Raw genomic sequence first — 22923 nt, 5'->3', positions numbered from 1 at the left:
ATCCATCTCTTTGAAATTTCCGATGTGGTATTTGGCCGCGCGCGTCTCCGCGGAGACATTTTTCATAAAATCAATAAATTCGGATTTACCGCTGGCAGGTCGCCCGAGAAGAAGAATATTTTTGAACGTTTTTTGTGTCATAATATCGGGGGGAACGACTCAGCGAAGCTCCTTCCCCCCGTACCCCTTTCATTCGCACCGGCAAAGCCGGATGCTCATTCACATAATTTCCTCCGGTTATACCAACTAACTCTTCGGCGCAATTCCAAAAAAGTTGCCTATAAAATGTTCCCCCTCCTTATTAATCCCCTCCCTTGAGGGGAGGGGATTAAGGGGAGGGTGACCTCGTGATCACCCTCTCCCCAACCCTCTCCCCTCAAGGGAGAGGGGGATATATAATTGCTTAAAAATATTACAATTTTAAGGTCAGGAGTTTCTCGATCTTGGGGATCACTTCTTTATGGGCAAAAAGCAGAACCTTATCATGGGGATGGATCTCGGTATCCCCCCGGGGAATAATCACCTCATCTCCCCTTTCAATGGCCAACGCCAAAGAACGCTCCGGCCACGCAATCTCACTTATTTTCTTATCAACCAATTCGGAACTTTCCAGCGCTTCCACTTCGATCAGTTCAATCTCGTCCATAAGACTTGCCACCGACAAAAATTTACCACGGCGAACGTATTGCAAAATGGCTCCCGCCGCCAACAAGCGCGGGTTGATGACCACATCAACTCCAATAGCCGTCACCAAAGGAACATAAGCTGTTTGATTGGCCAAAGTAATAGCCCACGGCACTCCCATTCTCTTGGCCAGCAGGGAGGAGAGAATATTATTTTCATCATCGTTGGTGACAGCAACAAAGGCATCCATGTTTTTGCTGTTTTCCTGTTGCAGAAGTTCCTGATCGGTTGCCTGTCCGTTGAGCACAACCGATTTGTCAAGGTGGCGAATCAAAACAGAGCAACGTTGTGGATCACTCTCCACAATCTTGACACTGACTCCCTCTTTTTCCAGATTCTTGGCCAACTCCAGACCAATCGTGCCTCCCCCATCAATCATCACACGTTTCACGGAGCTCGCACTGTGTCCCAGATATTCCATGATCTTCGGAACATTGTTGGGTTTTGCAATGTAATAAAGAAGGTCGCCCTCTTTTATGACATCGCTTCCCTTCGGGATCAGCATTTGATTGTTTCTGAAAATCACGCCGACCAAAATATCGAGTTCCTGACGAAGACCATCCAATTCTTCAAAAGGAATGCCCAGCAAACGGCAACGCTGAGTTATTTTTGCTCCGATAAAATAGACACGGTCATCTAAAAATTTCAAAATTTCGACGGCGCCCGGGATGGTCAGAATATTTAAAATGGCTTCGGCGGTTTTTCGTTCCGGGTTGATGATAAGATCAATTCCCAATTTTTCTATATTATATTCGGCTTGCGCATCGAGACTTGAAAAACTCTCCTGACGAATTCTGGCGATTTTGATGGGGACATGAGATTGAAGACCGGCCAAAACGCAGGCGATGATATTGGCTTCATCGCTGTCGGTCACGGCGATCAGCATTTCAGTTTTTTCGATGCCGGCTTCCTTGAGCACCGCCGGATTGGAGCCCGAACCGACAATCACCTGACAATTGATTTCATCAGTAAGGTGGCGGATTTTGCGCTCGTCCTTTTCAATCACCAACACATCTTTTTTTTCGGAAACCAGTTTTTTGGCCAGATAAAAACCAACGTCTCCCGCCCCAACAATAATCACACTCATAAAAAATCCCCGATTTGTCATTCCTGCCCCTGCCTCTGCAGGGGTAAACTCCAGCAGGAATCCAGCATCTTCAACAAGTTCTGGATCCCCGCTTTCGCGGGGATGACGTTATTAGAGGTGCCCTATGTTTTATTCAACTCTTTCGCAATTTTGTCCAACACGCCATTGATAAAAGAACTGGATTCTTCTGAACCAAATTTTTTGGCGATTTCGATTGCCTCGTTCAGTGTTACCTTTAATGGAATTTCTTTGCAATTCTTCAATTCATAAACAGCCAGTCTCAATAAATTTTTATCGACACAAGCCATGCGAGGGAGTTTCCAGTTGGTGGAGTGTTGTACAATCAATGCGTCAATGAGTTCTTTTTCTTCCAAAACTCCATTTACAAGGTCTTCGGTAAATTTTTTGGTGTCGGCTTCTTCCTCAGGATGGCGCGCCCAAAATCCCTCGAGCACCTGCACCAAAGTGGCGCCGGACATTTCGATCTGATACAACATTTGAAGGGCGTTTTCACGCGCCTCTCTTCTGGTTCCCATAAGAATTAAGTGACGCCAATAAATTTGCCATCTCAACTGCGGCGCGGGCGGCTTCTTCGCCGCGGTTTCCCATGCGCCCACCGGAACGTTCCATCGCCTGATCGGCGGTGTCGGCCATTAAAATTCCGAAACCAATCGGAATTCCTGTTTCCAAACTGACTCTCTGTAGCCCGGATGAAGCTTCTCTGCAGACATAATCAAAATGCGGAGTTCCTCCCCGCATCACGCAACCGATTGCAACCATCGCAGAAAATTGTTTTGTTTCCGCCAATTTTTTAATCACCAAAGGAATTTCAAAAGCCCCCGGTGCAAAAGCCACGGTAATATCTTCGTCTGCAACTTGGGCTTTCAAAAGGGTTTGTTTGGCGCCCTCTAAAAGTTTTGCGGTGATGTGCTGATTAAAACGACTGACGACAATGGCAAATTTCAACCCCTTCGCTTCCAATTTGCCCTCGATGGTGTTCATATTTTATAGATCTGTTGAAAAATGTCATTCCGGCGAAGGCCGGAATCCAGAAATGAATAACTGGATCCCTGCTTTCGCAGGGATGACAGAAAAACACATTTTGCAACACTTCCTTTATTTGTCATTTTTAAATTTTACTTAACAGATGTCCCAACTTTTCTTTTTTTGTTTTGAGATATTGTCTGTTGTGGGTGTTGGGTTCCATTTCAATGGCAACGCGTTCCACGAGTTCCAAACCGTAACCCGTCAGTCCCACAATTTTTTTCGGGTTGTTGGTTAAAAGACGCATTTTCTTAACACCGAGCGACACCAAAATTTGCGCGCCGATTCCATATTCCCGAAGATCTGCCTGAAAACCTAATTTTTTATTGGCTTCCACGGTGTCGAGGCCTTCATCTTGAAGGGCATAGGCGCGCACCTTATTATGGAGACCAATCCCCCGTCCCTCTTGCCGTATATAAAGGACAATGCCGGAACCCTCTTTTTCAATCATTTGCAAAGAAGCCTGAAGTTGGGAACCACAATCACAGCGTTGGGAACCAAAAACATCTCCCGTGAGACACTCCGAATGAACACGCACGAGAATCGCCTTGTTGGGATCAATTTCCCCTTTCACAATCGCCAGATGAAATTTTTCATCAACGAGACTTTTGAAAGAGATAATTTTAAATTCACTGCCAACCTCCAAAGGAAGTTTTGCTTCGGAATCTTTCACCACGAGCGATTCTTTTTGAAGACGATGGCGAACAATATCGGCAACCGAAACAATATGGAGATTGTGTTCTTTGGCAAATTTTTCAAGATCGGGCATGCGGGCCATGGTTCCATCATCATTCATGATTTCACAGATCGCGGCGGCCCCTTTAAGACCGGCGAGCTGGGCTAAATCAACCGATCCTTCTGTTTGACCGGTTCGAACGAGTACACCCCCTTTTCTTGCGCGCAACGGAAAAATGTGTCCGGGTTTTACAAAATCCTGCGGTTTCACATTTTCTTCCATGGATTTTAAAATAGTGACGGCACGGTCCTGCGCCGAAATACCGGTGCTGATTCCTTCTTTGGCATCAATGGAAACGGTGAAACCGGTTTCAAAACGGGAAGTATTTTCCTGAACCATCAACGGTAAATCCAGTTTGTTGGCAAATTCTTCAGTCAGAGACAAACAGATGAGACCGCGGGCATGTTTGGCCATGAAGTTAACTTGTTCGGGCGTGATTTTTTCAGCGGCGATGGCGATGTCTCCCTCGTTTTCACGATCGGCATCGTCAACGAGAATCACCATCCGCCCCTGCTGAAAATCTTGTATCGCCTGTTCCACAGAAACGACACTCGACTCCCTCTCACCTTGTAAATTAAGAATTGTCATAAATTTTTGTCCATGGTCCATAGTCCATTGTCCATGGTCCTTCTTCAAAACCCATGTTTCTTTAAGAACTCCTGCGTAACTTTTGATTTTTTCTGGTACTCTTCGCTGTCAAGAAAGGTCAGCTTTTCTACGTACTTCCCAATAATGTCAACCTCTAAATTGACCTTATCTCCCACCTGAAGTGTCTGAAATGTTGTTTTTACTTGGGTATGCGGGATCACCATCACCGAAAAAAGATTTTTTTTGCACTCATTAATAGTGAGGCTCACGCCATCCACCGCGACGGAACCTTTTTCAACCAAATAGCGGCTGAGAGGATCGGGCACTTTGAGTGTGACTTTTTTGGCTTCCCCAACCGTTTCGACCGCCTCCACCAACGCCATTCCATCAACGTGCCCTTGCACCAAATGTCCACCAAGTCTTTCCCCCATTTTTAAGGGGCGTTCCAGATTGACGGGAGAATCATTCTTCAAATCTCCCAAGTTCGTTTTTTCAAGGGTTTCCAAACTCAAATCGGCCCAAAAGGTGTTTCCAAGACGGGAGGTTACAGTGAGACAACAGCCGTTGACGGCAATGGATTCGCCAACGTTGGTCTGCTCCAAATTAAAATCAACCGCGATTTCAATTTGAGCACCGGCGTCATTCTTATTGACCCGTTTAACATGCCCCGTTCCTTCAATAATGCCCGTAAACATAGTACCTTTGTGTCATTCTGAGGAGCGCAAGCGACGAAGAATCCCGTTGATGCCCTGTAGATCCTTCGTCCTTCGGGCTCAGGATGGCAGTACGGGCCTCTTAACTTACCTCAAAATAGTAAGCAACTTATTTAGAGCAGGGTCGATAATAGTATCGAACAAACAAAGGAGAAATTTATGGCAATTTTGATTGGAAGAAAACCCAGCAACCCCAACGAACTTCCCTCGGAAGCTTGGACACGCATGACCGCAGAAATTTCTGACGGTGAAAGTGCTATTACACCAAAAGAAATTCAGGATCTCCACGCTCTTTATCGTTTCTATTACTGGGGCTCGCGTCGCCCCCTCCAATAGCAAAGCCATTGGAGCCTCCCCCTCACGCGAGCAGAGCTCGCTATCCGTCAAAATCCCTCTCCACTCACCCGATTTTCGGAACAAGAACGGGCAAGAGAAGAAGCGTTTTTGGAAAAAATCCACCAGATTCCCCTCACCGCTGAAGAACAATTCCAAGCCCAATTTCTTGTAAGAGCGGATGTCGCCATGTTTAACGTTGGATCGGTTTTTTCCGTTGGTGAAATAGCGCTAAACCTTGCCGCAACAGCAGGCTTCATGCTCTCCGTCTGGGCTTGTATCAAAGAACTGACCGTTCATCCGAAAAAGGAAGAGAAAAAATAGTTAACAGGCTATTAACCAATGTCACTTCCTCAAAAAACCCTCGATCAACATGTCGTCCCTGAGAGTCTTTACGGAAATATTGTCCAACTCCAACGCATCTTTGAGATTGCGGATATTCGATTTGGGGAACCAATCGAGCGCCTGACCCCCTAAAAGTTTCGGCGCCAAAAAGAGGCAGAGTCGATCTGTAAGTTTTTCTTTGAGGAAGGAAGAAAAAATTGCCCCGCCACCTTCCACCATCAAATGCGTCACTCCTATTTTTCCCAGTTTTTTGAGAAGCGCTTTTAAATCGACGCAACCTTTTTTGTTTTGCTCGATCACCACGGTCCGATTTTTGACTTTGAAGAGTTTTAAATTTTTGGAAAGGGGTTTTTTACCGGCAACAACAACGGCCATCGGTTGTTTGCCAATGTAGCGCGGCAAGCGGACATTCAGAAGAGGGTTGTCCTTCCGCGCGGTGCCGGCACCGACCAAAATGGCATCCACCTCGCTTCGCATCTGATGCACAAGTCTTCGGCTTTTTTCTCCAGTGATCCATTTCGAGTTGCCGGAAGCGTCCGCAATTTTTCCATCCAGCGTGGAAGCAACTTTGAGCGTCACAAAAGGAAGGCCTGTTTTAATCCATTTATTGTAAGCAAAATTCAGATCGCGGCATTCTTTTTCCAAAATACCGGTCGTCACGGACACCCCCCTTCGAGCGGAAGTGTCGGACCCCTTCCTATACCCCCCCCCACGAAGGTGTCGGACACCTTTTCCCGACACTTTTGGATTGGGATCGAGAGTTCCCACCACTACGCGGCGAAAACCGGCGGCGAGAATCGCCTCCACACAGGGCGGTGTTCGCTTTTCCTTGTGGCAACACGGTTCCAGCGTCACATACAAGGTTGCCCCTTTGGCTTGGCCTTTCCGCAATTTTTTCAACGCCACAATTTCAGCATGGTCACTGCCCGCTTTTTTGTGAAAACCTTCGGCAATAATTTTATTATTTTTGACGATAACCGCACCAACGATGGGATTGGGAGAAGTCTGCCCTTTGGCCTTCTTAGACAACTCGATGGCCCTTGTCATCCATTTTTTGTCTTTGGTCCATTGTCCACGGTCCATAGTCCTTAGTCCTTAGTCCTTAGGATTTCTGTTTTCCCAGCAAATCTTTGAGTTCGCTCATAAACTCGCTGATATCCTTGAAGGAGCGATAAACAGAGGCAAAGCGGACATAAGCCACTTCATCGAGCAAATGCAATTCCTCCATGACTTTTTCCCCGATGGAGGTGCTTGCAATTTCTTCCACTCCCTGTTCTTGCGCCCAGCGAACGATCCGGTCAACGCAACTTTCTATCGTTGCCATGCTGATCGGTCTTTTTTCGCAGGCTTTGCGAAAACCCTGCAGAATTTTGTTCCGTTCAAAAACCTCGCGACGCCCATCTTTTTTGATCACGGCGGGAAGCAATTCTTCCACACGTTCATAGGTAGTGAAACGCTGATTGCATTTTTCACATTCACGACGCCGGCGAATAATTTCACCCTCCTGCGCATCGCGGCTGTCAATAACTTTGCTTTCAGAATGATGACAGAAAGGACAGTTCATTGGGGTGGATATTAGTTCTTAGTTCTTAGTTCTTAGTTCTTAGTTCTTAGTTCTTGGTTCTTGGTTCTTGGTACTAAGAACGAAGAACCAAGAACTAAGTACTAGAAGTAAAACGGAAATTGGGCACACAATTTTTTTACTTCTGTTTGAATCCCTGCCTGTCGTTTGGCATCATTTACATCTTTCAGACAGTCAGAAATCCAACTGGCGATTTGCGACATTTCTTTTTCTTTCATACCGCGCGTTGTCACGCATGGCGTGCCAAGACGAATGCCGCTTGTCACAAACGGAGAACGCGTTTCACGAGGAATGGTATTTTTATTAACGGTGATTCCCGCGCGCCCCAGAGCCTCTTCCGCTTCTTTTCCGGTGATCCCCTTTTCGGTGAGGTCCACGAGAAAAAGATGGGTATCAGTTCCGCCGGTCACGATACGAAAACCGCTGTCTTTCAAACCCTTTGCCAGAGCACGGCAATTATTGATGATCTGCTGACAATAAATTTTGAAATTGGGTTGCAGAGCCTCTTTGAAAGCCACGGCTTTTGCGGCAATCACATGCATCAGCGGTCCGCCTTGAATGCCGGGGAAAACGGTTTTATCAAGCGCTTTGGCAAATTCTTCCGTGCACATCGCCAAACCGCCGCGCGGACCGCGCAAAGTTTTGTGAGTAGTAGAAGTGACAAAATGACAATGCGGAACCGGATTGGAATGAAGCCCCGCCGCCACAAGACCCGCGGGATGGGCAATATCCGCCATCACGTAAGCCCCCACTTCGTCGACAATCTCACGGAATTTTTTAAAATCAATATCACGCGAATAAGCCGAAGCACCCGTCACAATTAATTTTGGTTTATGTTGATGAGCCAACTCTCGCACGCGGTCAAAATTGATTTGTTCCGTTTCGGGATCCACGCCGTAAAAAACAACATTGTATAATTGTCCCGTAAAATTGACCGGAGAGCCGTGCGATAAATGACCGCCGTGTTTGAGATCCATCCCCAAAATAGTGTCGCCCGGTTTCAAAATCGAAAAATAAACCGCCATATTGGCTTGAGAACCGGAGTGAGGTTGAACATTCACATGCGCCGCATTGAAAATTTGTTTCAAACGAGTGCGGGCTAGTTCTTCGGCTTCATCTACAAACTCACAGCCGCCATAATAGCGTTTGCCCGGATATCCTTCGGCATATTTAACCGTCATGACGGAACCCAAAGCTTCCAGCACATTTCTGCTGACTAGATTTTCGGATGGAATTAATTCGAGCGTCGTTTCTAAACGGTTCGTTTCTTTTTTGATGACGTTGGCAATTTCAGGATCAAAGTCATTTAATTTTGTCATAAAATATCACCGTGAAGATCTATTTGTAGGGGCTCGCGTCGCCCCCTCCGACGGCAAAGCCGTCGGAGCCTCCCCCTCTCGCTCGCTTTGCTCGCTGGACTCGATATCACCGTGAAGATCCACAAGAACCTTTGCACTCATGTTCCCCATCTATTGAATCCAGTTTCTTGACCCGATTGATGTGACGGCCGCCTTCGAAAGGTGTTTTCAAAAAAACATCGAGAAGGCTTTGAGCCTGATGGACTGCGGTAATTCTGCCGCCGAAGCAGGCAACATTGGCGTCGTTGTGTTCACGGCTAAGCCTTGCATCATCGAAACTTCTCAAGACCGCCGCCCGAACGCCGTGGATTTTGTTCGCCGCAATGCACATGCCAATTCCGCTTCCACAAACCAACACGGCACGCTGGGCCTTCCCTTCCGCCACCGTCTTCGCCGCTTTGGCGCCGAAATCGGGATAATCACAACGCTCTGCCGAGTGACAACCGACATCAAGAATTTCGAAACCTTGAGATTGAAGATGGGTTTTCAAACTTTCTTTCAAAGAAAAACCGGCGTGATCCGCCGCTATTGCAATTTTTATCATAATATCGGGGGGAACGACTCAGCGAAGCCCATTCCCCCCGCACCCCTTTCATTCGCATAGGCTTTGCCGGATGCTCATTCACATAATGCGTCGCCTTTTAGGCAGGAAACTCTAAAAATGCAAGTGCTCCCTATCCCATCGTTTCAGCGATATCCATAAGGAGTTTTTTTATCGTGCCCATTATTTTTTGAGGAGGTTTTTTGAAGGCGAGTTTCAATTCGCCATCGTTATCTTCGATTCTTACCTGAAGCGATTTGGCGGGAATAATCTCCGGCATCTTTGACATACCCAAAAAGGATCCAATAGTTTGCACGAATTCCGAGATATCAATCATACGGCCATTTTCCGGCCCTTGATGAACAGGTAGTTCCACTTCGGTGCTGATGGCTTTCGAAGCCTTTTCATCCACATCATCAATGAGCTCCTTGAGCTTTTCAATAAAATGATCCCCCTTTTCAAAAGTCACATCCTCCGTTTTGCCATCAAAAAGTCCGTCAAAGAGTTTTCGTTTATTGCACACAGCGGCATAGACGCGTTCTTCAATGCACCCGGTCGAAATCAGATTGATGACATTTACCGTCCGTTTTTGGCCAAGGCGATGAACACGCGCAACACGCTGTTCGAGTACCGCGGGATTCCATGGTGTTTCAAGATTGATAACGATGTTCGCGGACTCCTGAAGATTGAGTCCCAAACCGCCGGCATCCGTGGAGAAAAAGACGCAAAGTTTCGGATCTTTGACAAACCGTTCGATCACCCCTGCCCTTTTGTCCGTCGGAAGCGATCCGGAGAAGATGACAGACTCCATGCCACGCACCATCAAAAGATCGCGAATGGACGCCTGTGCAAGAAGGAGCATTCTTTCCCACTGGCTGAAGATGACAAACTTGGCATTCGGAGTGTCGAGCATGTCTTCCATGATTGAGCGGAACTCAAGGAGTTTCGGCGAATGAAATCCCCTGATCTGTGAAAGCGTGAGTGCGGATGTATCCTCGACCAGCGGCTGAAATTTTTGCCACTCATGCTGGGCCAATGCGTTGCTTATAATTCGCATGGCTGTCAGGCACATGAAGGCCCGTTTCATTTCCTGCGGCGTCAGCGGACGTTTTTTTGCCTTGTTTAAAATCTGCGCGAGTGCCGCCTCGTAGTCGTCGTGATGTTTGCCTTGTTCCCCGCTTATTTCAACCGTGTATTCATTGACAATCTTGTCCGGTAACTGGCTAAGCACGACCTTCTTTTCCCGTCGAAGAAAAAACGGCGCAATTTTTTGTCGTAAATGTGAAAGATTGGTAAATCCAATAAGTTTCTGATTCAAATCGAGATTGCCGTACGTGGGCAAAAGCCGCCACATGGGTCCCAGCGCGCGCGGATGCAAAAATTCACAGAGAGAATGGAGTTCCAGAAGTCTGTTTTCAAACGGGGTACCGGTAAGAACTAAGGCAAAAGGACTTTTCAGGCGTTTGATTCCCTTGGCTGTCTTTGTCTCCCAATTCTTGATGCGCTGGGCTTCATCAAGGATAATCATATCGGGAATCCATTGCTTGAGGAGTTCTTCATCGCGAAAAATAATCTCATAATTGACGATCAGGAACATGGCATCACTCGTGTTATAAATTTCCTGCCGTGCCGTCCGGTTTCCCTGTACCATCACCGCTTTTTCTTTCGACAACTTCTCAATTTCGCGCTTCCACTGAAATTTGAGCGACGCCGGACAGAAAACAAGGACTTTGCGGATGCTCGCCAGTTTTTTGATAAAAAGCGATGCCACAATGGCCTGAATAGTTTTTCCAAGGCCCATATCATCTCCCAGAAACGAGCGACGATTTCTCGTTGCGAAGAGAATGCCCTCCTCCTGATACGGATACAGTTTGATGGGGAGTTCCGCTTTAAGAGCACTCCATTCAGGAGATTGGTTTGGTGCCCGCAGAATATTTTTTACCTTTAATTGCCATGCAAGATCCGCGTCCAAATTGTCAACAAGTGCCGCAACAGATTCGGACACAATAACCTCCGGAAGTTTTGAAGATTCAAAACCGCCGGTAATCGCCGCGATGGCATTGGTTAATTTTTTCTTATGGGGAAGATCGGATGATGTGTCGCGCAAATATCCGTCAGGCGTATAAGGGACACCCGCGCATGTTTTTGAAGAAAACAGTTGCGCCTGAATTTCCGAATCGTTCGAATGAACATGAATCTCGCTGTAGGGAGAAATATTGTCTTCACCACGAGTATTTCTGGGTTTGAGAGACACCCATATCTTCGGCGTTTTGCCTCTGCTGTTTATCCCGCGTGTATCCGCAACCTTTTTTTTCACACGCTCGACATGTTTGCATGTCCCAAGCTCGTTTACCAAATAATCGGCACAGTTGCAGGTTGTTTGACCCAAATTCGCAATATCTCTAATTGTCACGGTATAATTTTCATTCATCGTTTGAGAGGCAACAAGATATTCTCCACAATGTCCGTTCTTTGGGTGCTTCAGAATTTTGATCAAATCCAAAAGTTTCTGCGAACGCCTCTTTTTCCTTTCCAGCTCCGTCAATTCGGCAATGTAGCGATCACGATTAAAGAGTCTTGTCCCGCCGGTTTCATCTGTCATTTTATTTTCATCGGTTTCAATGACCTCGCGTTCCTGCCAATAGAGAATCACTGCCACAGCATGTTTGCATAATGGCTCCCAATCGTAGGGACATGTGCAATGGACTTCAGGCGAGCCGTCGCCATTCCATGAAATGGCAACGTCGTAAAGTTCATCACCCTCCACCTCCGCGCGAATTGAATTATCATCGCCGAGTTCAAATGAGAGGACCCTGCCATTCTTGTAATAATCCTGCCCCCTCCGATACACTGCGGATGAAACCCATTCCCGAATATCAAATGCAGGAACGGGAACGGACGTCGCTATTTTCTGGGAAACATCTGCATCTTGTATCGCCATATCATTTCCTCCGTGATTTGTTTTTTGTGAAATCAATTTTTAGTGCATTTTCTCTGAGCAACACTTCTTGAATTTTTTCCCACTCCCGCAACTGCAAGGATCATTGCGGCCAATTCTGGCATCTTCGCGCCGGAAGGGAATGACCACCGGCGGCATCTCATTGTCATCATCCCATGCGTCGTCGTCTTCCTTACGGAACAACACGACATCACCCTCAAAGAATCTCCGATTCAATTTTTCCAATGCTTCTCCATACTGCCTACTTTCAAGCTCAAATTTCGAATCGGGATTGGCAATTGGCTTTCCTTTGCGCTGATAATATTTTTCAACCGAGAAGGGAGTGGGATGACAGACACTTTCTCTTTCGAGGCTCACAATGGCATCACAAAGATCAATATAAAGTTCAAGTTCTTCAGATTCCGCGCGCGTGGTAGGCATCTGTTTTTTTAGAGTTGGAACAAGGGCCCACACCTGCCCACACAAAAAAGGTAACAGTGTTTTGTCACCATAATCGGCCATGCTTCCCGCAACATAGCCCGGATCATAATCAAAACACTCCAGCAGGGCTTTTCGGATTTTCTCATCGCGCACGCCGAGTTTGCAAAGAATGCCAAGATACGTCGTTTTAATATCGCCATTCCCGGCCTGTTCAAACGCTCTGAAAATATTTTTAAATGCGGAAGGACCCATTTTTTCCAGAGCGAGGAGGATCTCGTCAACCAGCACCCGGTTATATTCTTCGGAATGCCGATTGTAGATTTCAACCATTCTCCGAATCGCCGGGATCAATTGTTTCTCTCCTGTGATGCGAACTATATGAATTACCGGCCACTCCATCCGACCACAAAATGCGTCCTCATCACGTAGAAAACCGTCCATGACATCAAGCATCCATCGGTCAGCCACCGGATTTTGTTCCAACAGCATCCTGATCCACTTCACCGCTGGCCACGGTTTTGATAATTTGGCAAACAGATCCTTGTCAATGCTTGCGGGCCCTTCATATATCTTCTTTTCCAGTCTCCGGCCCATTCGTTTTTTTTGCTCGCGCGAAAATGCGCGTGCAAGTGCCTGACTTACCTTACGGGAAAGAGGGGAAGGACAATTCACACAGAAATACTGGCCAGCCTTCATGGAATACCCATCTTCCCCAAGGGAAATGACGGTACGACATTTGGCACATCGTGTTGGTTCATAGGACGGCGTGTTTTGCAATTTTTCAAAATTATATTCGTTGGTTCCATAATAAACGTACATCTCGGCTTCGAAACCGTCTCTGCAAAGAGCACATGCTTTCCAATTCCCTTCATGTCTTTCGGAATGATGGAAACCACAAAGGGTATAACGACGGTGATTCCGCGAACAACTGTTTCGTGCAAAAGAAAAAAGAACGTATTGATCTTCGTCGTCACAAATCCACTGTCCGCAACATTCAGTTTGTGTCAGTTTTTCCGATTTACCGCAAAGACCGCATTGTTGTTTCATCAGAGCCTCCTTGCCGTTTTTTTGCATTTAACGACTCACCCGTGATCTATTCCTTAGCTATTTTGAAAAGAAGGGACAAGTAAAAATATCATAATTTTCTGTTCATTGCATAAACGCGGGGAGTTTTCCCTCAAACAATCCTCTCAGAGCCGGACATGAAATGACACCCTACGCTTTTTCTTTGGGTTGCGATTGTGATTGAATGAAATCGGTCATGTAGCCATATTCCAGCATTGTTTCTACACTGGCGATAGCCGCACGGAGATTAACGGCAATCAGAGGAACACCCGCGAGGGAAATAATAACATCGGCGTTCAGGATAAGTCCTTTATCCAAGACCCGATCTAGCAGATCAACCAATGTGGCTCTGCCTTGTCTTGTTGGTTCCATAAATCCAACCCTAACCATTCACAAATGAATAGGGAGGCCATGGGCCGGTAAAGCGGACATCAAACCCGGGAATCTGGCCGATTCTTTCCAATACAGCTCCCAAGACCGCCGTCTCTCCCTTCTTTTGCAAACAGGAGAGATTTAAAATCATTTGTCGTGGAGGTTCTTCTTTTCTTGTTTTTTCAATCCGGACATCCTCCACGCATTCCCGAATCTGTTTATAAAATACTTTGAAGTAGGCGTCTGCCGCGTTTTCCAAACGCATGTGCATCAGTTCCTCAAGTTTCTTTCGCAAGAGATAGGCCGTCCCTTCCGGTTTGGATTGAATCTCCTTTTCCAGATTTTGCATTTCCGGGTCTTGTTCTTTTATGCGCGGAAGAATAATTGCCGGGTTCCATAAAACCTGGATGCCGAATTCGGCTTTCTGTTTCAGACGGTTTAATTTGTTTTTCAATTCCCCGGATTCTTTTTTCAGCCATTCCGCGAGATTTTCTCTTGCCGACTTGCCCTCAGTGGGAACAATGATCGTATCAAATCCAAAAGGAATAACGGTTTCATATTTTTCCCACGCCACATCCACAATGTTTTGATGAATCAAAAGCCATTCGGCCATGACTTTTTGATCTTCCGAAGCAAAGGGTTTTGGTTCACACTCTTGGATCACGGCTGTAAAACCTGATTCTGCCAGTGCTTGGATGGGTGTTCCCTGAACACCCTGTAATTCCAGAAGTCCCTCCCGATTTCCCTCAGCCAGACAATAAAGGTAGAGACCTTTGTTATTCATAAACAGATTTCCTTTTTTTCGTGAACCCTTTCACGGGGGTGAGCCAATTTGTGCACCATTCCGTCAACGAGATCGTCCAGTCCATCCCGCACAGACCGTACCGCTTCACAAACTCCCTGTTCCTCTTTCAATTTCTCAATGGCCTTGTCCAATTCCATCAATGCCGTCCCCAGACGGTTTACCTGCTCTTCGGTAAGGCTTTTCGATTCCATTCTTTTGATGGACTGGATTCTTAAGGTGTCCCGGATGACTTCAACGACAGCCAGAACAAGCCCCAAAATTCCGTGTTTCAAATCCTTGTCATCAATTTCGATCTTCATTATTTTTTCTTTCCAAACCGCCGGTTCATTTCATCGCGGATTTTTTTCATTTGGGATCCGAATTTTTCACTCTTTTCCCCCTTCTTGAAGAAAGAACGAAAGCCGGGGACGATTTTGTCTACCGTCCCAAGGATGGAATCGGCAACATTCTGTTTTTCTTTTTTTTCGTTCGACATAAAATTCCTTTCGTTACAGGTTTGTTTTTGCCAGAGGTTTTGCAATCCGCACATCCGAAGGAAACGCCAATCCCCATTTGGCCGCTGTTTCAAAGGATGCCAGGGCCGCACGGATTTTGATATTCAGGAGCTCTGTGCCCGCCAGTGAAATGGCAATATCCGCGTTGATGACAAGACCCTTGTCCAAAATACGCTCAACCACATCGGCCAATGTGTCTCCCCTTGTGGCATGGATAACGCCCATCTATTCCTCCTCTTCCGGTCCAAAGTGAATCACGTTGAATTCAAGGTCCAGTGCAATGACATATTTGTTCTTGTCGAAAACATTTGGATATCCGATTTTTTTCAGATATTCATTCAACTCGGTCAGTTCCACCGTCCCCTCCCAACCTTCTTCCGATTTTGTGATTTTCACAAACCGGACTGCCTCCGGTTCCTTGCCCAGTTCGCCTTGACAAAATTTCATTATACAAGTTCTGGCTTCATGAATATCGGGTTTACTCGTCGTTGGATTTTCCATCATTTCCCTCCTTGCGCTCTTGTATGTTTTGTAGCGCTTCTAAACATTCCTGTTCTTTGATTTTGTATTCTTCCTCACCCATTTCATCCATGTCGAGTTTGGCTTGCAGTTCCAAAAGTCTTTGATGAATTTTGTCTTTGTCTCCATAAAGTTCTTCATCCGCCATATCCTTGACCTTCTTTCCAATCCAAAACACAAAATCATCAATTAAAAACATGCTACAACTCCTTTTTGACGTCATTATCCCATCGAATCACAATCTCGATAAAATTGAACGGGGGAATGGGGCCTATATATTTAAACTGGATATCCGATTCCTGTTTTGCCACCAAAGCATTTACGGCCGCATCAAATTCCTGTTGTCTTTTTTCTTCCACCAGAAAAGCCGCGTTCAGAATATTCATGTCCCCAAGGACATTGTTCTTTTTATTCCGGAAAGCATAAGGAGCAAGCTCCCGGATCATGGATTCGGCCACAGCCTTGTTTTTTTCTTCGAGGGCCTCTTTGACAATATGCCCAATTTCAATGAGTGCCCCGCGGCGTTCAGGAGAGGGAAGTTTCAGGATGTTTTCCTTGGCGACCCTTAATTTTTCATTTTCATTGGGAAGGTTGGCAAAAACCTGTTCCAGATTTTTCCAGCGGGCGCGAAAACCATATTCGTTTTTACCACGGATTTCGATCAGGGCCTTGCGAAATTCCACGGTTCTCTCTTCACTTTTTAAAACCTGTTCGATAATTTGTTCCGCGTTTGTAGCCATGGTGCAAAATCTCACGGGAAGGACCGGCTGTGTCTGCAGAACTTTTTCATTCACCAGTTGGTGGGCAATGAGAGTGTCCCGCATCAAGGGATATTTTTTCATGGGTTCTTCCGAAACCACTAAGGCAAAATCTCCACAGGCCACGGAGATGACCGGACTTGTTCCGTGAATCCCGCGAATATCCGGCGGAATCGCCCCCTTATTTTCGATGACGCAATAGACCCATAATCCTGTTATAGGTTGTTCTGTACCCATTTCATTCCTCCTCGTGCAGTTGCAAATTTACAAAACTAAAGGGGGGCATGGGACCCACATAGTGAACCTGAATTCGGTTTCCGGAATCATCCCCCAATTTTTCAACGACGTTGTCAAATTCCCCGAGCCGATCCTTCTCAACCAGAAAAGCCGCATGGGCAACCATTTCATCCCCTTTTGCTTCCATCTCGCAAAAGTCTTTGGCCATTTTCTTAAGTAGTCTTAAATATTCTTTGCCCTCGACCGCTTTCTTTTCTTCCAGAGCGATGGCCACCAACTCGCCGATATGAACGAGGCTTCTCTGATCCCTCATTACTCCCTGTGCTTTAATTGCTCTTATTTTTTTGTTTTCCTTCGCAATCTCTCCGTAGATTTCTTTCATCTCTTTCCAGACAAATTTGATATCCACTTCCACTTTGCCGCTGATTTCTTTCAATTCATTTTTTAATTGCCTGGAATTTCTTTTCAGAAAGGAAATGATTGCGTCCGCCGTTTCGGCCACGGTGCAAAAGCGCATGGGCAGAACTGTGTGGGACTCCATGATTTTTTCGATCACTTTCGTGTGGGCCGTGAAATTCTCTCTGGAAAGGACATAATGATCCATCAAGGCGTTGCTGACGACGGCGGCCAGCCCATTAACCCCGATGGAGGTTACTTCATCATGGTGTCCCCCAACGCCGATCGAACCAAAGTTGGGTGTTTCGTCAGTCGCGATAATGCCATAGATATATTTTCCTTCGTGTTTCATCTTCTTTCTCCATTCACGTTAAACAAAGAGACAGAAACGGGTTTCAATCCTCCTCTGTGATACGACTTTAGAAATTCATAAGCCTGATGGAGTGTTTCAAATTCCTTTTCACCGAATCCGGAATGGGTGTCGGGATGACACTGCCGGGCCCTCTTTTGGTAAGCCTTTTTGACCTGATCCAGCGTGGTCAAATCCTTTAGCATCAGGATTTCCTTGGCCCAGTCAATTTTCTCCGTTTCAAAGCGCTGGATTGTCACGGTGGCAAAACTGTAGGGAGGGAGGGGACCGACACATTTAAAATTCAGTTTGCCTTCAAAATCACGGTCTAATGTTTCCAATAATTTAAAAAACCCCGCCTCTTCCCGCCGGTCGAGCAGAAAGGAGGCGTTGAAAACCATCTCGTCGTTCATCAAGGCATGAGTGACAATTTTCTCTCCGGCGTTTTTCAATTTGGTTGTAATCGCCGTTTCATAACGTCTGGCTTCTTCCTTCAACCGGATTGACAATCGGGCACCCACGGTAATTCTTGCCGCTTCCCCCTCATGCGAGCAAAGCTCGCTGGGGGAAAGTTTTTCCAAATCCTTTTTTAATTTTAAAATGATGGGGTCTTTCGCGGCGATCTCCTGCAAAAGTTGTTTGACATCCCATGTAGCGATCACACCCATTTCGCAACAATTTTTTATTTTATCAAACCACTGTTCCAGCCGCTCTCTGCTTTGGGATAGAATTTTATGCATTTCATCCCGGTCCTTCAATAGCGTTCCGAATTTGCATGGGAGAATAAATTGAACCTTCATGATGGTTTCGAGAGTTTCTTGATGGGCGAGAAGTTGTCTGACCAATTGTTCTTTGTTTGAGGAGCCGAAATTCTTGACCGGTGGCGGACCGACAACCGCGGCAAGATTTTTATCGGGGAGGGAGATGACAATTTCTTTTTCTTTATTTCCCAAGGCAAACCCGATGGGTCCAAAGTTTTTTTCGACTTCCGACTCGATAAAACCGTAGAGGTAGCAATTCATTTTTTGACCTCCAGTTTGAGTTTTTCAAGCCTCTCTTTTGTCGCGACATCAAAATGCTCTTTTTTGACAAGGAACTTTTGCGCCATTTCGTTTGCTTTTTCCTTGTGGCTTTCAATAAATTCCCGAATGGCAAGGGCCACGGCCTGCCTGCAGATTGATTCAATCTCGGCACCGCTGAAACCTGCAGTCTCTTTTGCCAACTTTTCCAAATCGATTTTCTTTTCCATCGGTTTGTCTCTTGTATGAATGGCAAGAATAGCCTCGCGCGTCTTTAGGTCCGGCAATCCGACAGTCAGGAGGTGGTCAAAACGGCCCGGGCGGATGAGTGCAGGATCGATGAGATCGGGACGATTGGTTGCCCCCAACACGACGACACCGCGCAGTCCTTCGAGACCGTCCAGTTCCGTCAAAAATTGGCTCATGGTTCTGTTCATGACTCCGGAGTCTCCCTCGCCCGTGCCTCGCTTCGGGGCGATGGAGTCGATTTCATCAAAAAAGAGAATGCAAGGAGAAGCCTGCTTGGCTTTTTTGAAAATTTCACGGACTCCCTTTTCAGTTTCGCCGATCCACTTTGAAACAAGCTCCGGACCCTTGATTGAAATAAAATTGACTTCCGATTCGGTAGCCAAAGCTTTGGCTAGAAGTGTTTTTCCTGTTCCGGGAGGTCCCTCCAGAAGGATTCCCCTGTCTGGTTCCATATCCGCTACCGAGAAAAGTTTTCCGTAGCGCAAGGGCCACTCTGCTGTTTCGATCAGGATTCTTTTCGCCTCTTCAAGTCCCCCCACATCCGACCAATGAACATTGGGCGTTTCAATGGAAACTTCGCGAATGGCAGAGGGTTCAATCTCATTCAACGCCTGCAGAAAATGAGTTTGGGAAATTTCCAAGGATGCGATCACCTCATCGGGAATTTCTTCCAGACGGATATCTCCCTTTGTCATCGACTCCCTTAAACACGTCATCGCGGCTTCGCGGGCGAGAGCTTCCAGATCGGCTCCGACATAGCCGTGCGTGATGTCGGCCAGTTTTTCCAGACTGACATCCTCCGCGAGGGGCATCCCGCGTGTATGGATTTCCAGAATTTTTAGCCTGCCATTACGATCGGGAATTCCGATTATTATTTCTCTGTCGAAACGTCCGGGGCGCCTTAACGCCGGATCCAAAAGATCGGGCATGTTGGTGGCACCGATAACAATAATTTCTCCGCGTGATTTCAAACCATCCATCAACGACAAAAGGGTGGCGACGATTCTTTTTTCAACCTCTCCCTGAACATTGGCTCTCTTGGGAGCTACCGAATCAATTTCGTCGATAAAAATAATGGAAGGCGATTGACGACTTGCTTCTTCGAAAATGCTTCGTAAATGTTGCTCGCTTTCGCCATAAAATTTATGCACAATTTCGGGACCGTTAACGGTGAAGAAACTGGCTTCCGACTCGTGGGCTACCGCGCGGGCGATCAATGTTTTTCCGGTCCCCGGGGGACCATAGAGCAAAACTCCTTTGGGAGGATCAATTCCCAGACGATCAAAGACCTCCGGATGTTTTAAAGGGAGCTCCACCATTTCGCGAATCCGTCCGATGGCTTTATCGAGACCACCGATATCCTCGTACGAAACGACAGGACGTTTTTTTTCCTCACCCTTTGTCTCCTGACCTTCAAACCGAATTTGAGTGGTTGCTGTAATCAGGACCGGACCTTCCGGGGAAGTATCAATCACCTGAAAATCCCTTGTCCTCGAACCAAATAAAAGGGCGCGAACTTTGTCTCCCTTGAGGGCGGGGAGGCCTTCCAATAATCTTCCCACATAATTGTCCGATGCCGAAATCGAACGCTGTCTCGATTCAACCGATGTTTTAAGAGTTAAAAATTTGGCCATTTGTACGGTTGCGGGACTTATGAGAACTTTTTCATCGAGTCCCACTTTGGCGTTCTCGCGGACAATCCCGTCCATCTGGATGCATTTTTTTCCGCGAAGTTCCTGATAGATTGGTGCCAATTTGGCAACGGTGGTTCTTTTTCCCTCGATGAAAATAATATCTCCAACATGGAGCCCAAGTTTTTCCATGTCTGCCGGGTCGAGTCTTGCCAAACCCCGACCGACATCTTTAACAAGGGCTTCACTGACACGAAGGGTTAAAGACTCTGGTCTGGAACGAAGGGATGTCAGTTTTGCCGGATTCGTCATTGTGTACCTCTAATGAATTTTTTTCTTAAGCTTCAATTCCATCATTCCGTTTCGATAACTGAATTGGGCGTTATTTTCCTCCACCGGGCTTTTCAGCAAAATTTCCTTGTTGTATTTTCTTTTTCCCGTGGTGGACAAGGCGACCACGTCGCCATGAACCTCGTAATGAATTTCCTGTTCGGTGACACCGGGAAGTTCTGCAACAATCTGGATCGTATTTCCCTCCTCGAAGATATCAATAATAGGTTCCCGGGTTTCTTCCACCACCGGGCCCTTTGGAGTTTTTTTGATATTGCCAAAAGGCTGGATGATGGGTCGTCTGGTTCCTCCGGGTCCCGCCATTGTGCGGATGGTAAATCCGTAAACCCCTTTCGCTTCTTTTTCACCCGGAACATTAAACTCGCCGCTTTTTTCAAGGACGCCCCCCTCTTTGCTGACCTTGTCCGCCAAATCAATAAGGCTTCCCAGCCCTTTGAAAAGCCCACCAAGCAATCCCTCCTTATCTTCTTTTTTCATAAAGTTTTTCTCCCTGTCCCTAAAAGTGAAGGGGCATCTTTTTCAGTCTTTTTCCATTTTCAGAATGCTCTGTCGTTTTTCTTTCTGGAGAAGGTCCTTTTTTCAATCGGGCCAAGATTTTTTCGGTCTCCTTAAAATCGGCATCAATCCCATCAAGCAATCTGTTAATATCCTTGAGTCTTTCTTCCATGGACTGTTTCTTGCTGAGAAGACTTTCCCGTCTCACCGTGAGCATATAGAGCCGATTGGCCTGGTTGGCCAGATCACCTCTTCTGCAACTGACGTGACGAATATCGGATGCCCCCCTGCTTGACGTACAACCCCTTGGCAATTTTTGAGATATTGGCATAGTTACCCCTTTCTTAATTTTTTCAGAAGCCGTTTTACTCTCGATTCCGGACGGCAAAAATGTTTGATCGACTCGCCCACAATTTTTTTAACTTTTTCAGAAGTTGCCTCGCTCCCGACCCGGGATGTCTCGGAGGCTAAAATATCGATGCAGATTTGTGTGAAGAGGGGATTTTTACTGCTGATTTGGACACTGTGATTATACTCCTTGACTGCCTTGGCAATCATGACACAGCCGCGTACCGTGGGTGCAAATTCGTACTGACCACTCTTCCTTAGATGACGGACAACTTTCACAATCTTGGCCGCATCTGTCCATTCAAGCCCCGACTTGTTTTTGGTAATCATGACTTCTGTTTCCTGATCGAAACTTCCAAGATCAAGAGTGACCATTCTGTCTCTCAAGGCATCCTGAGTGCGGTGAACCCCCGCATATTCTTCAGGGTTTGATGTGAAAATGGCATGAAAATTGGTTGGGACATTGAGATAGCCTTCAGAACCCTCTTCTTGATTCAAGGACATATCCAAAATTCCCTCCTGAAGAACCGACAAAAGAACATTGTTGGCTTCTGGGCGGGAACGGGTGAATTCATCATAAATGAGAGTATAGCCGTTTTTGACGGCAACCGTGAGACGGTTGTCCACCCATCGTTTGGAAGCATCTTCCTCCACCTTCAAAACGGAGGCGATAAAATTATCGCGGAGTTTCTTCAGATGGTAACCGGTTTCCGAACCGATCAGATTGGCGGTGGTCAATGTTTCGTCACCATGGATCAAGACAACAGGACGGCCCAAAAGTTCCGCAACTCTCAAGGCCAAGGTTGTTTTGCCCGTTCCGGAAATTCCCCGAAAATGAATCGGGAAACCTGCCTTAAGATAGTGGAGGGACCGATTCATAATGGATTTTACAAAAGGTGTCTCCACAAAGTCTTTGCCCGCCTGAGGCTGAATAACGGTTATTTGTTCTTCATCCGACATGAGTCCTCCCTCCAACACCATGGCAAAAACTGCAGGGGAGACCGGTCTCAACGTCTTTACCGGTGCCGGAGCAGGTTTTGCAAAGTGCATCTTTCTTTTTCTGGTTTTTTAGACTGATGACCCCGCGACCCATGCAGATCGTGCAGGTATTCTGCGAATTGAAAGCAACGCCGCTACCCTTGCAGTAAGTGCAGGTTTGAAAAGGAACATGAACATGATGTTCTTTTCTTCCATTACAAACTTGGCATATCGATCCAGTATAAAGCTGATCAAAAGGATCCTTCCCTGTTCCACGGCAAAATACACAGGAAATCCGTTTCATTTGGGGGAAGTGTTTTTTTGTGACAAGCTTTGACATCTCATCCTCCAGGGAGTACCAGCCCGGCCATTTTTCAAAAAAAGGGACGGGGTGATTCTCCGTGCAAAGGCTATGGTCCGGCAAGGCCAGACCTTGACTCAATGAGCTTTTTTATGCTCGAAAGTCT

At 46.5% G+C, this 22923-nt stretch carries 26 protein-coding genes and 1 pseudogene; 2 read left to right on the top strand and 25 right to left on the bottom strand.

The window, feature by feature from the left end; translation table 11 throughout:
• Positions 1–412: 412 nt before the first annotated feature.
• The 5 genes from trkA to HY877_07360 form a co-directional block, all read right to left on the bottom strand.
• Positions 413–1792 carry a Trk system potassium transporter TrkA gene (trkA, locus tag HY877_07380; protein MBI5300093.1) on the bottom strand — a complete coding sequence of 460 codons (1380 nt, stop codon included), beginning with the start codon at positions 1790–1792 and terminating at the stop codon, positions 413–415.
• A gap of 101 nt (positions 1793–1893) precedes the next feature.
• Complete coding sequence (gene nusB, locus HY877_07375) at positions 1894–2307, bottom strand: transcription antitermination factor NusB (GenBank protein MBI5300092.1); 414 nt, start codon at positions 2305–2307, stop codon at positions 1894–1896.
• Positions 2282–2773 (bottom strand): 6,7-dimethyl-8-ribityllumazine synthase, encoded by a 492-nt coding sequence (locus HY877_07370; GenBank protein ID MBI5300091.1) that lies wholly within the window; start codon positions 2771–2773, stop codon positions 2282–2284. The genes nusB and HY877_07370 overlap by 26 nt, the downstream gene beginning before the upstream one ends.
• 127 nt (positions 2774–2900) lie before the next feature.
• Positions 2901–4139, bottom strand: a complete 1239-nt coding sequence (locus tag HY877_07365; protein ID MBI5300090.1) for a bifunctional 3,4-dihydroxy-2-butanone-4-phosphate synthase/GTP cyclohydrolase II — start codon at positions 4137–4139, stop codon at positions 2901–2903.
• A gap of 44 nt (positions 4140–4183) precedes the next feature.
• Complete coding sequence (locus tag HY877_07360; protein MBI5300089.1) at positions 4184–4834, bottom strand: riboflavin synthase; 651 nt, start codon at positions 4832–4834, stop codon at positions 4184–4186.
• 177 nt (positions 4835–5011) lie between these two features.
• Here HY877_07360 and HY877_07355 point away from each other — a divergent pair, with 177 nt between their 5' ends.
• Both HY877_07355 and HY877_07350 read left to right on the top strand, forming a co-directional pair.
• Complete coding sequence (locus HY877_07355) at positions 5012–5188, top strand: hypothetical protein (protein MBI5300088.1); 177 nt, start codon at positions 5012–5014, stop codon at positions 5186–5188.
• 108 nt (positions 5189–5296) lie between these two features.
• The gene (locus HY877_07350) at positions 5297–5509 is read left to right on the top strand and encodes a hypothetical protein (protein MBI5300087.1); all 213 of its coding nucleotides are present in this window, start codon (positions 5297–5299) and stop codon (positions 5507–5509) included.
• Positions 5510–5530: 21 nt separating this feature from the next.
• Here the strand turns inward: HY877_07350 and ribD are convergent, their stop codons facing one another.
• The 20 genes and pseudogenes from ribD to gvpN form a co-directional block, all read right to left on the bottom strand.
• Positions 5531–6577, bottom strand: coding sequence for a bifunctional diaminohydroxyphosphoribosylaminopyrimidine deaminase/5-amino-6-(5-phosphoribosylamino)uracil reductase RibD (ribD, locus tag HY877_07345; protein MBI5300086.1), 1047 nt, complete (start codon positions 6575–6577; stop codon positions 5531–5533).
• Positions 6578–6632: 55 nt separating this feature from the next.
• On the bottom strand, positions 6633–7094 hold the full coding sequence (nrdR, locus tag HY877_07340) for a transcriptional repressor NrdR (protein ID MBI5300085.1): 462 nt from the start codon (positions 7092–7094) through the stop codon (positions 6633–6635).
• Positions 7095–7195: 101 nt separating this feature from the next.
• Positions 7196–8431, bottom strand: coding sequence for a serine hydroxymethyltransferase (locus HY877_07335; GenBank protein ID MBI5300084.1), 1236 nt, complete (start codon positions 8429–8431; stop codon positions 7196–7198).
• A gap of 106 nt (positions 8432–8537) precedes the next feature.
• Positions 8538–9011: a ribose 5-phosphate isomerase B gene (rpiB, locus tag HY877_07330; protein ID MBI5300083.1), complete on the bottom strand. Its 474-nt coding sequence runs from the start codon at positions 9009–9011 to the stop codon at positions 8538–8540.
• 133 nt (positions 9012–9144) lie between these two features.
• Positions 9145–11952, bottom strand: coding sequence for a DEAD/DEAH box helicase (locus HY877_07325; protein MBI5300082.1), 2808 nt, complete (start codon positions 11950–11952; stop codon positions 9145–9147).
• Positions 11953–11991: 39 nt separating this feature from the next.
• A pseudogene (locus HY877_07320) lies at positions 11992–12093 on the bottom strand (SEC-C domain-containing protein).
• A gap of 1512 nt (positions 12094–13605) precedes the next feature.
• On the bottom strand, positions 13606–13827 hold the full coding sequence (locus HY877_07315) for a gas vesicle protein (protein MBI5300081.1): 222 nt from the start codon (positions 13825–13827) through the stop codon (positions 13606–13608).
• Positions 13828–13837: 10 nt separating this feature from the next.
• The gene (locus HY877_07310) at positions 13838–14611 is read right to left on the bottom strand and encodes a GvpL/GvpF family gas vesicle protein (GenBank protein ID MBI5300080.1); all 774 of its coding nucleotides are present in this window, start codon (positions 14609–14611) and stop codon (positions 13838–13840) included.
• Positions 14608–14931 carry a gas vesicle protein K gene (locus tag HY877_07305; GenBank protein MBI5300079.1) on the bottom strand — a complete coding sequence of 108 codons (324 nt, stop codon included), beginning with the start codon at positions 14929–14931 and terminating at the stop codon, positions 14608–14610. Before HY877_07305 ends, HY877_07310 begins: the two co-directional genes overlap by 4 nt.
• Positions 14931–15107, bottom strand: a complete 177-nt coding sequence (locus tag HY877_07300; protein MBI5300078.1) for a hypothetical protein — start codon at positions 15105–15107, stop codon at positions 14931–14933. Before HY877_07300 ends, HY877_07305 begins: the two co-directional genes overlap by 1 nt.
• Positions 15108–15120: 13 nt before the next feature.
• Positions 15121–15351, bottom strand: a complete 231-nt coding sequence (locus HY877_07295; GenBank protein MBI5300077.1) for a gas vesicle protein — start codon at positions 15349–15351, stop codon at positions 15121–15123.
• Entirely contained in the window at positions 15352–15573 is a 222-nt protein-coding gene (locus HY877_07290; protein ID MBI5300076.1) for a hypothetical protein, read from the bottom strand.
• Positions 15574–15604: 31 nt separating this feature from the next.
• The gene (locus HY877_07285) at positions 15605–15844 is read right to left on the bottom strand and encodes a gas vesicle protein GvpG (protein MBI5300075.1); all 240 of its coding nucleotides are present in this window, start codon (positions 15842–15844) and stop codon (positions 15605–15607) included.
• 1 nt (position 15845) lies between these two features.
• Positions 15846–16640, bottom strand: coding sequence for a GvpL/GvpF family gas vesicle protein (locus HY877_07280; GenBank protein ID MBI5300074.1), 795 nt, complete (start codon positions 16638–16640; stop codon positions 15846–15848).
• A gap of 1 nt (position 16641) precedes the next feature.
• Entirely contained in the window at positions 16642–17388 is a 747-nt protein-coding gene (locus HY877_07275) for a GvpL/GvpF family gas vesicle protein (GenBank protein MBI5300073.1), read from the bottom strand.
• A complete protein-coding gene (locus HY877_07270; protein MBI5300072.1) occupies positions 17385–18407 on the bottom strand; it encodes a GvpL/GvpF family gas vesicle protein in 1023 nt (340 codons plus the stop codon). Before HY877_07270 ends, HY877_07275 begins: the two co-directional genes overlap by 4 nt.
• Positions 18404–20596 (bottom strand): CDC48 family AAA ATPase, encoded by a 2193-nt coding sequence (locus HY877_07265; protein ID MBI5300071.1) that lies wholly within the window; start codon positions 20594–20596, stop codon positions 18404–18406. The genes HY877_07270 and HY877_07265 overlap by 4 nt, the downstream gene beginning before the upstream one ends.
• 9 nt (positions 20597–20605) lie before the next feature.
• On the bottom strand, positions 20606–21112 hold the full coding sequence (locus HY877_07260) for an Hsp20/alpha crystallin family protein (GenBank protein MBI5300070.1): 507 nt from the start codon (positions 21110–21112) through the stop codon (positions 20606–20608).
• Positions 21113–21131: 19 nt separating this feature from the next.
• On the bottom strand, positions 21132–21461 hold the full coding sequence (locus HY877_07255) for a hypothetical protein (GenBank protein MBI5300069.1): 330 nt from the start codon (positions 21459–21461) through the stop codon (positions 21132–21134).
• Between the two features lie 2 nt (positions 21462–21463).
• On the bottom strand, positions 21464–22438 hold the full coding sequence (gene gvpN, locus HY877_07250) for a gas vesicle protein GvpN (protein ID MBI5300068.1): 975 nt from the start codon (positions 22436–22438) through the stop codon (positions 21464–21466).
• Positions 22439–22923: the final 485 nt, after the last annotated feature.

Source organism: Deltaproteobacteria bacterium (assembly GCA_016213065.1).
GTDB lineage: Bacteria > UBA10199 > UBA10199 > SPLOWO2-01-44-7 > SPLOWO2-01-44-7 > JACRBV01.
The sequence above is the reverse complement of the archived record's forward strand: the minus strand, read 5'-3'. Positions and strand labels throughout refer to the sequence as shown.

Excerpts from the sequence above, each read along its gene's own strand:
- trkA (MBI5300093.1), bottom strand. The coding sequence starts at position 1,792 with ATGACAAATCGGGGATTTTTTATGAGTGTGATTATTGTTGGGGCGGGA.
- nusB (MBI5300092.1), bottom strand. The coding sequence starts at position 2,307 with ATGGGAACCAGAAGAGAGGCGCGTGAAAACGCCCTTCAAATGTTGTAT.
- HY877_07370 (MBI5300091.1), bottom strand. The coding sequence starts at position 2,773 with ATGAACACCATCGAGGGCAAATTGGAAGCGAAGGGGTTGAAATTTGCC.
- HY877_07365 (MBI5300090.1), bottom strand. The coding sequence starts at position 4,139 with ATGACAATTCTTAATTTACAAGGTGAGAGGGAGTCGAGTGTCGTTTCT.
- HY877_07360 (MBI5300089.1), bottom strand. The coding sequence starts at position 4,834 with ATGTTTACGGGCATTATTGAAGGAACGGGGCATGTTAAACGGGTCAAT.
- HY877_07355 (MBI5300088.1), top strand. The coding sequence starts at position 5,012 with ATGGCAATTTTGATTGGAAGAAAACCCAGCAACCCCAACGAACTTCCC.
- ribD (MBI5300086.1), bottom strand. The coding sequence starts at position 6,577 with ATGACAAGGGCCATCGAGTTGTCTAAGAAGGCCAAAGGGCAGACTTCT.
- nrdR (MBI5300085.1), bottom strand. The coding sequence starts at position 7,094 with ATGAACTGTCCTTTCTGTCATCATTCTGAAAGCAAAGTTATTGACAGC.
- HY877_07335 (MBI5300084.1), bottom strand. The coding sequence starts at position 8,431 with ATGACAAAATTAAATGACTTTGATCCTGAAATTGCCAACGTCATCAAA.
- HY877_07325 (MBI5300082.1), bottom strand. The coding sequence starts at position 11,952 with ATGGCGATACAAGATGCAGATGTTTCCCAGAAAATAGCGACGTCCGTT.
- HY877_07315 (MBI5300081.1), bottom strand. The coding sequence starts at position 13,827 with ATGGAACCAACAAGACAAGGCAGAGCCACATTGGTTGATCTGCTAGAT.
- HY877_07310 (MBI5300080.1), bottom strand. The coding sequence starts at position 14,611 with ATGAATAACAAAGGTCTCTACCTTTATTGTCTGGCTGAGGGAAATCGG.
- HY877_07305 (MBI5300079.1), bottom strand. The coding sequence starts at position 14,931 with ATGAAGATCGAAATTGATGACAAGGATTTGAAACACGGAATTTTGGGG.
- HY877_07300 (MBI5300078.1), bottom strand. The coding sequence starts at position 15,107 with ATGTCGAACGAAAAAAAAGAAAAACAGAATGTTGCCGATTCCATCCTT.
- HY877_07295 (MBI5300077.1), bottom strand. The coding sequence starts at position 15,351 with ATGGGCGTTATCCATGCCACAAGGGGAGACACATTGGCCGATGTGGTT.
- HY877_07290 (MBI5300076.1), bottom strand. The coding sequence starts at position 15,573 with ATGAAATTTTGTCAAGGCGAACTGGGCAAGGAACCGGAGGCAGTCCGG.
- HY877_07285 (MBI5300075.1), bottom strand. The coding sequence starts at position 15,844 with ATGTTTTTAATTGATGATTTTGTGTTTTGGATTGGAAAGAAGGTCAAG.
- HY877_07280 (MBI5300074.1), bottom strand. The coding sequence starts at position 16,640 with ATGGGTACAGAACAACCTATAACAGGATTATGGGTCTATTGCGTCATC.
- HY877_07275 (MBI5300073.1), bottom strand. The coding sequence starts at position 17,388 with ATGAAACACGAAGGAAAATATATCTATGGCATTATCGCGACTGACGAA.
- HY877_07270 (MBI5300072.1), bottom strand. The coding sequence starts at position 18,407 with ATGAATTGCTACCTCTACGGTTTTATCGAGTCGGAAGTCGAAAAAAAC.
- HY877_07265 (MBI5300071.1), bottom strand. The coding sequence starts at position 20,596 with ATGACGAATCCGGCAAAACTGACATCCCTTCGTTCCAGACCAGAGTCT.
- HY877_07260 (MBI5300070.1), bottom strand. The coding sequence starts at position 21,112 with ATGAAAAAAGAAGATAAGGAGGGATTGCTTGGTGGGCTTTTCAAAGGG.
- HY877_07255 (MBI5300069.1), bottom strand. The coding sequence starts at position 21,461 with ATGCCAATATCTCAAAAATTGCCAAGGGGTTGTACGTCAAGCAGGGGG.
- gvpN (MBI5300068.1), bottom strand. The coding sequence starts at position 22,438 with ATGTCGGATGAAGAACAAATAACCGTTATTCAGCCTCAGGCGGGCAAA.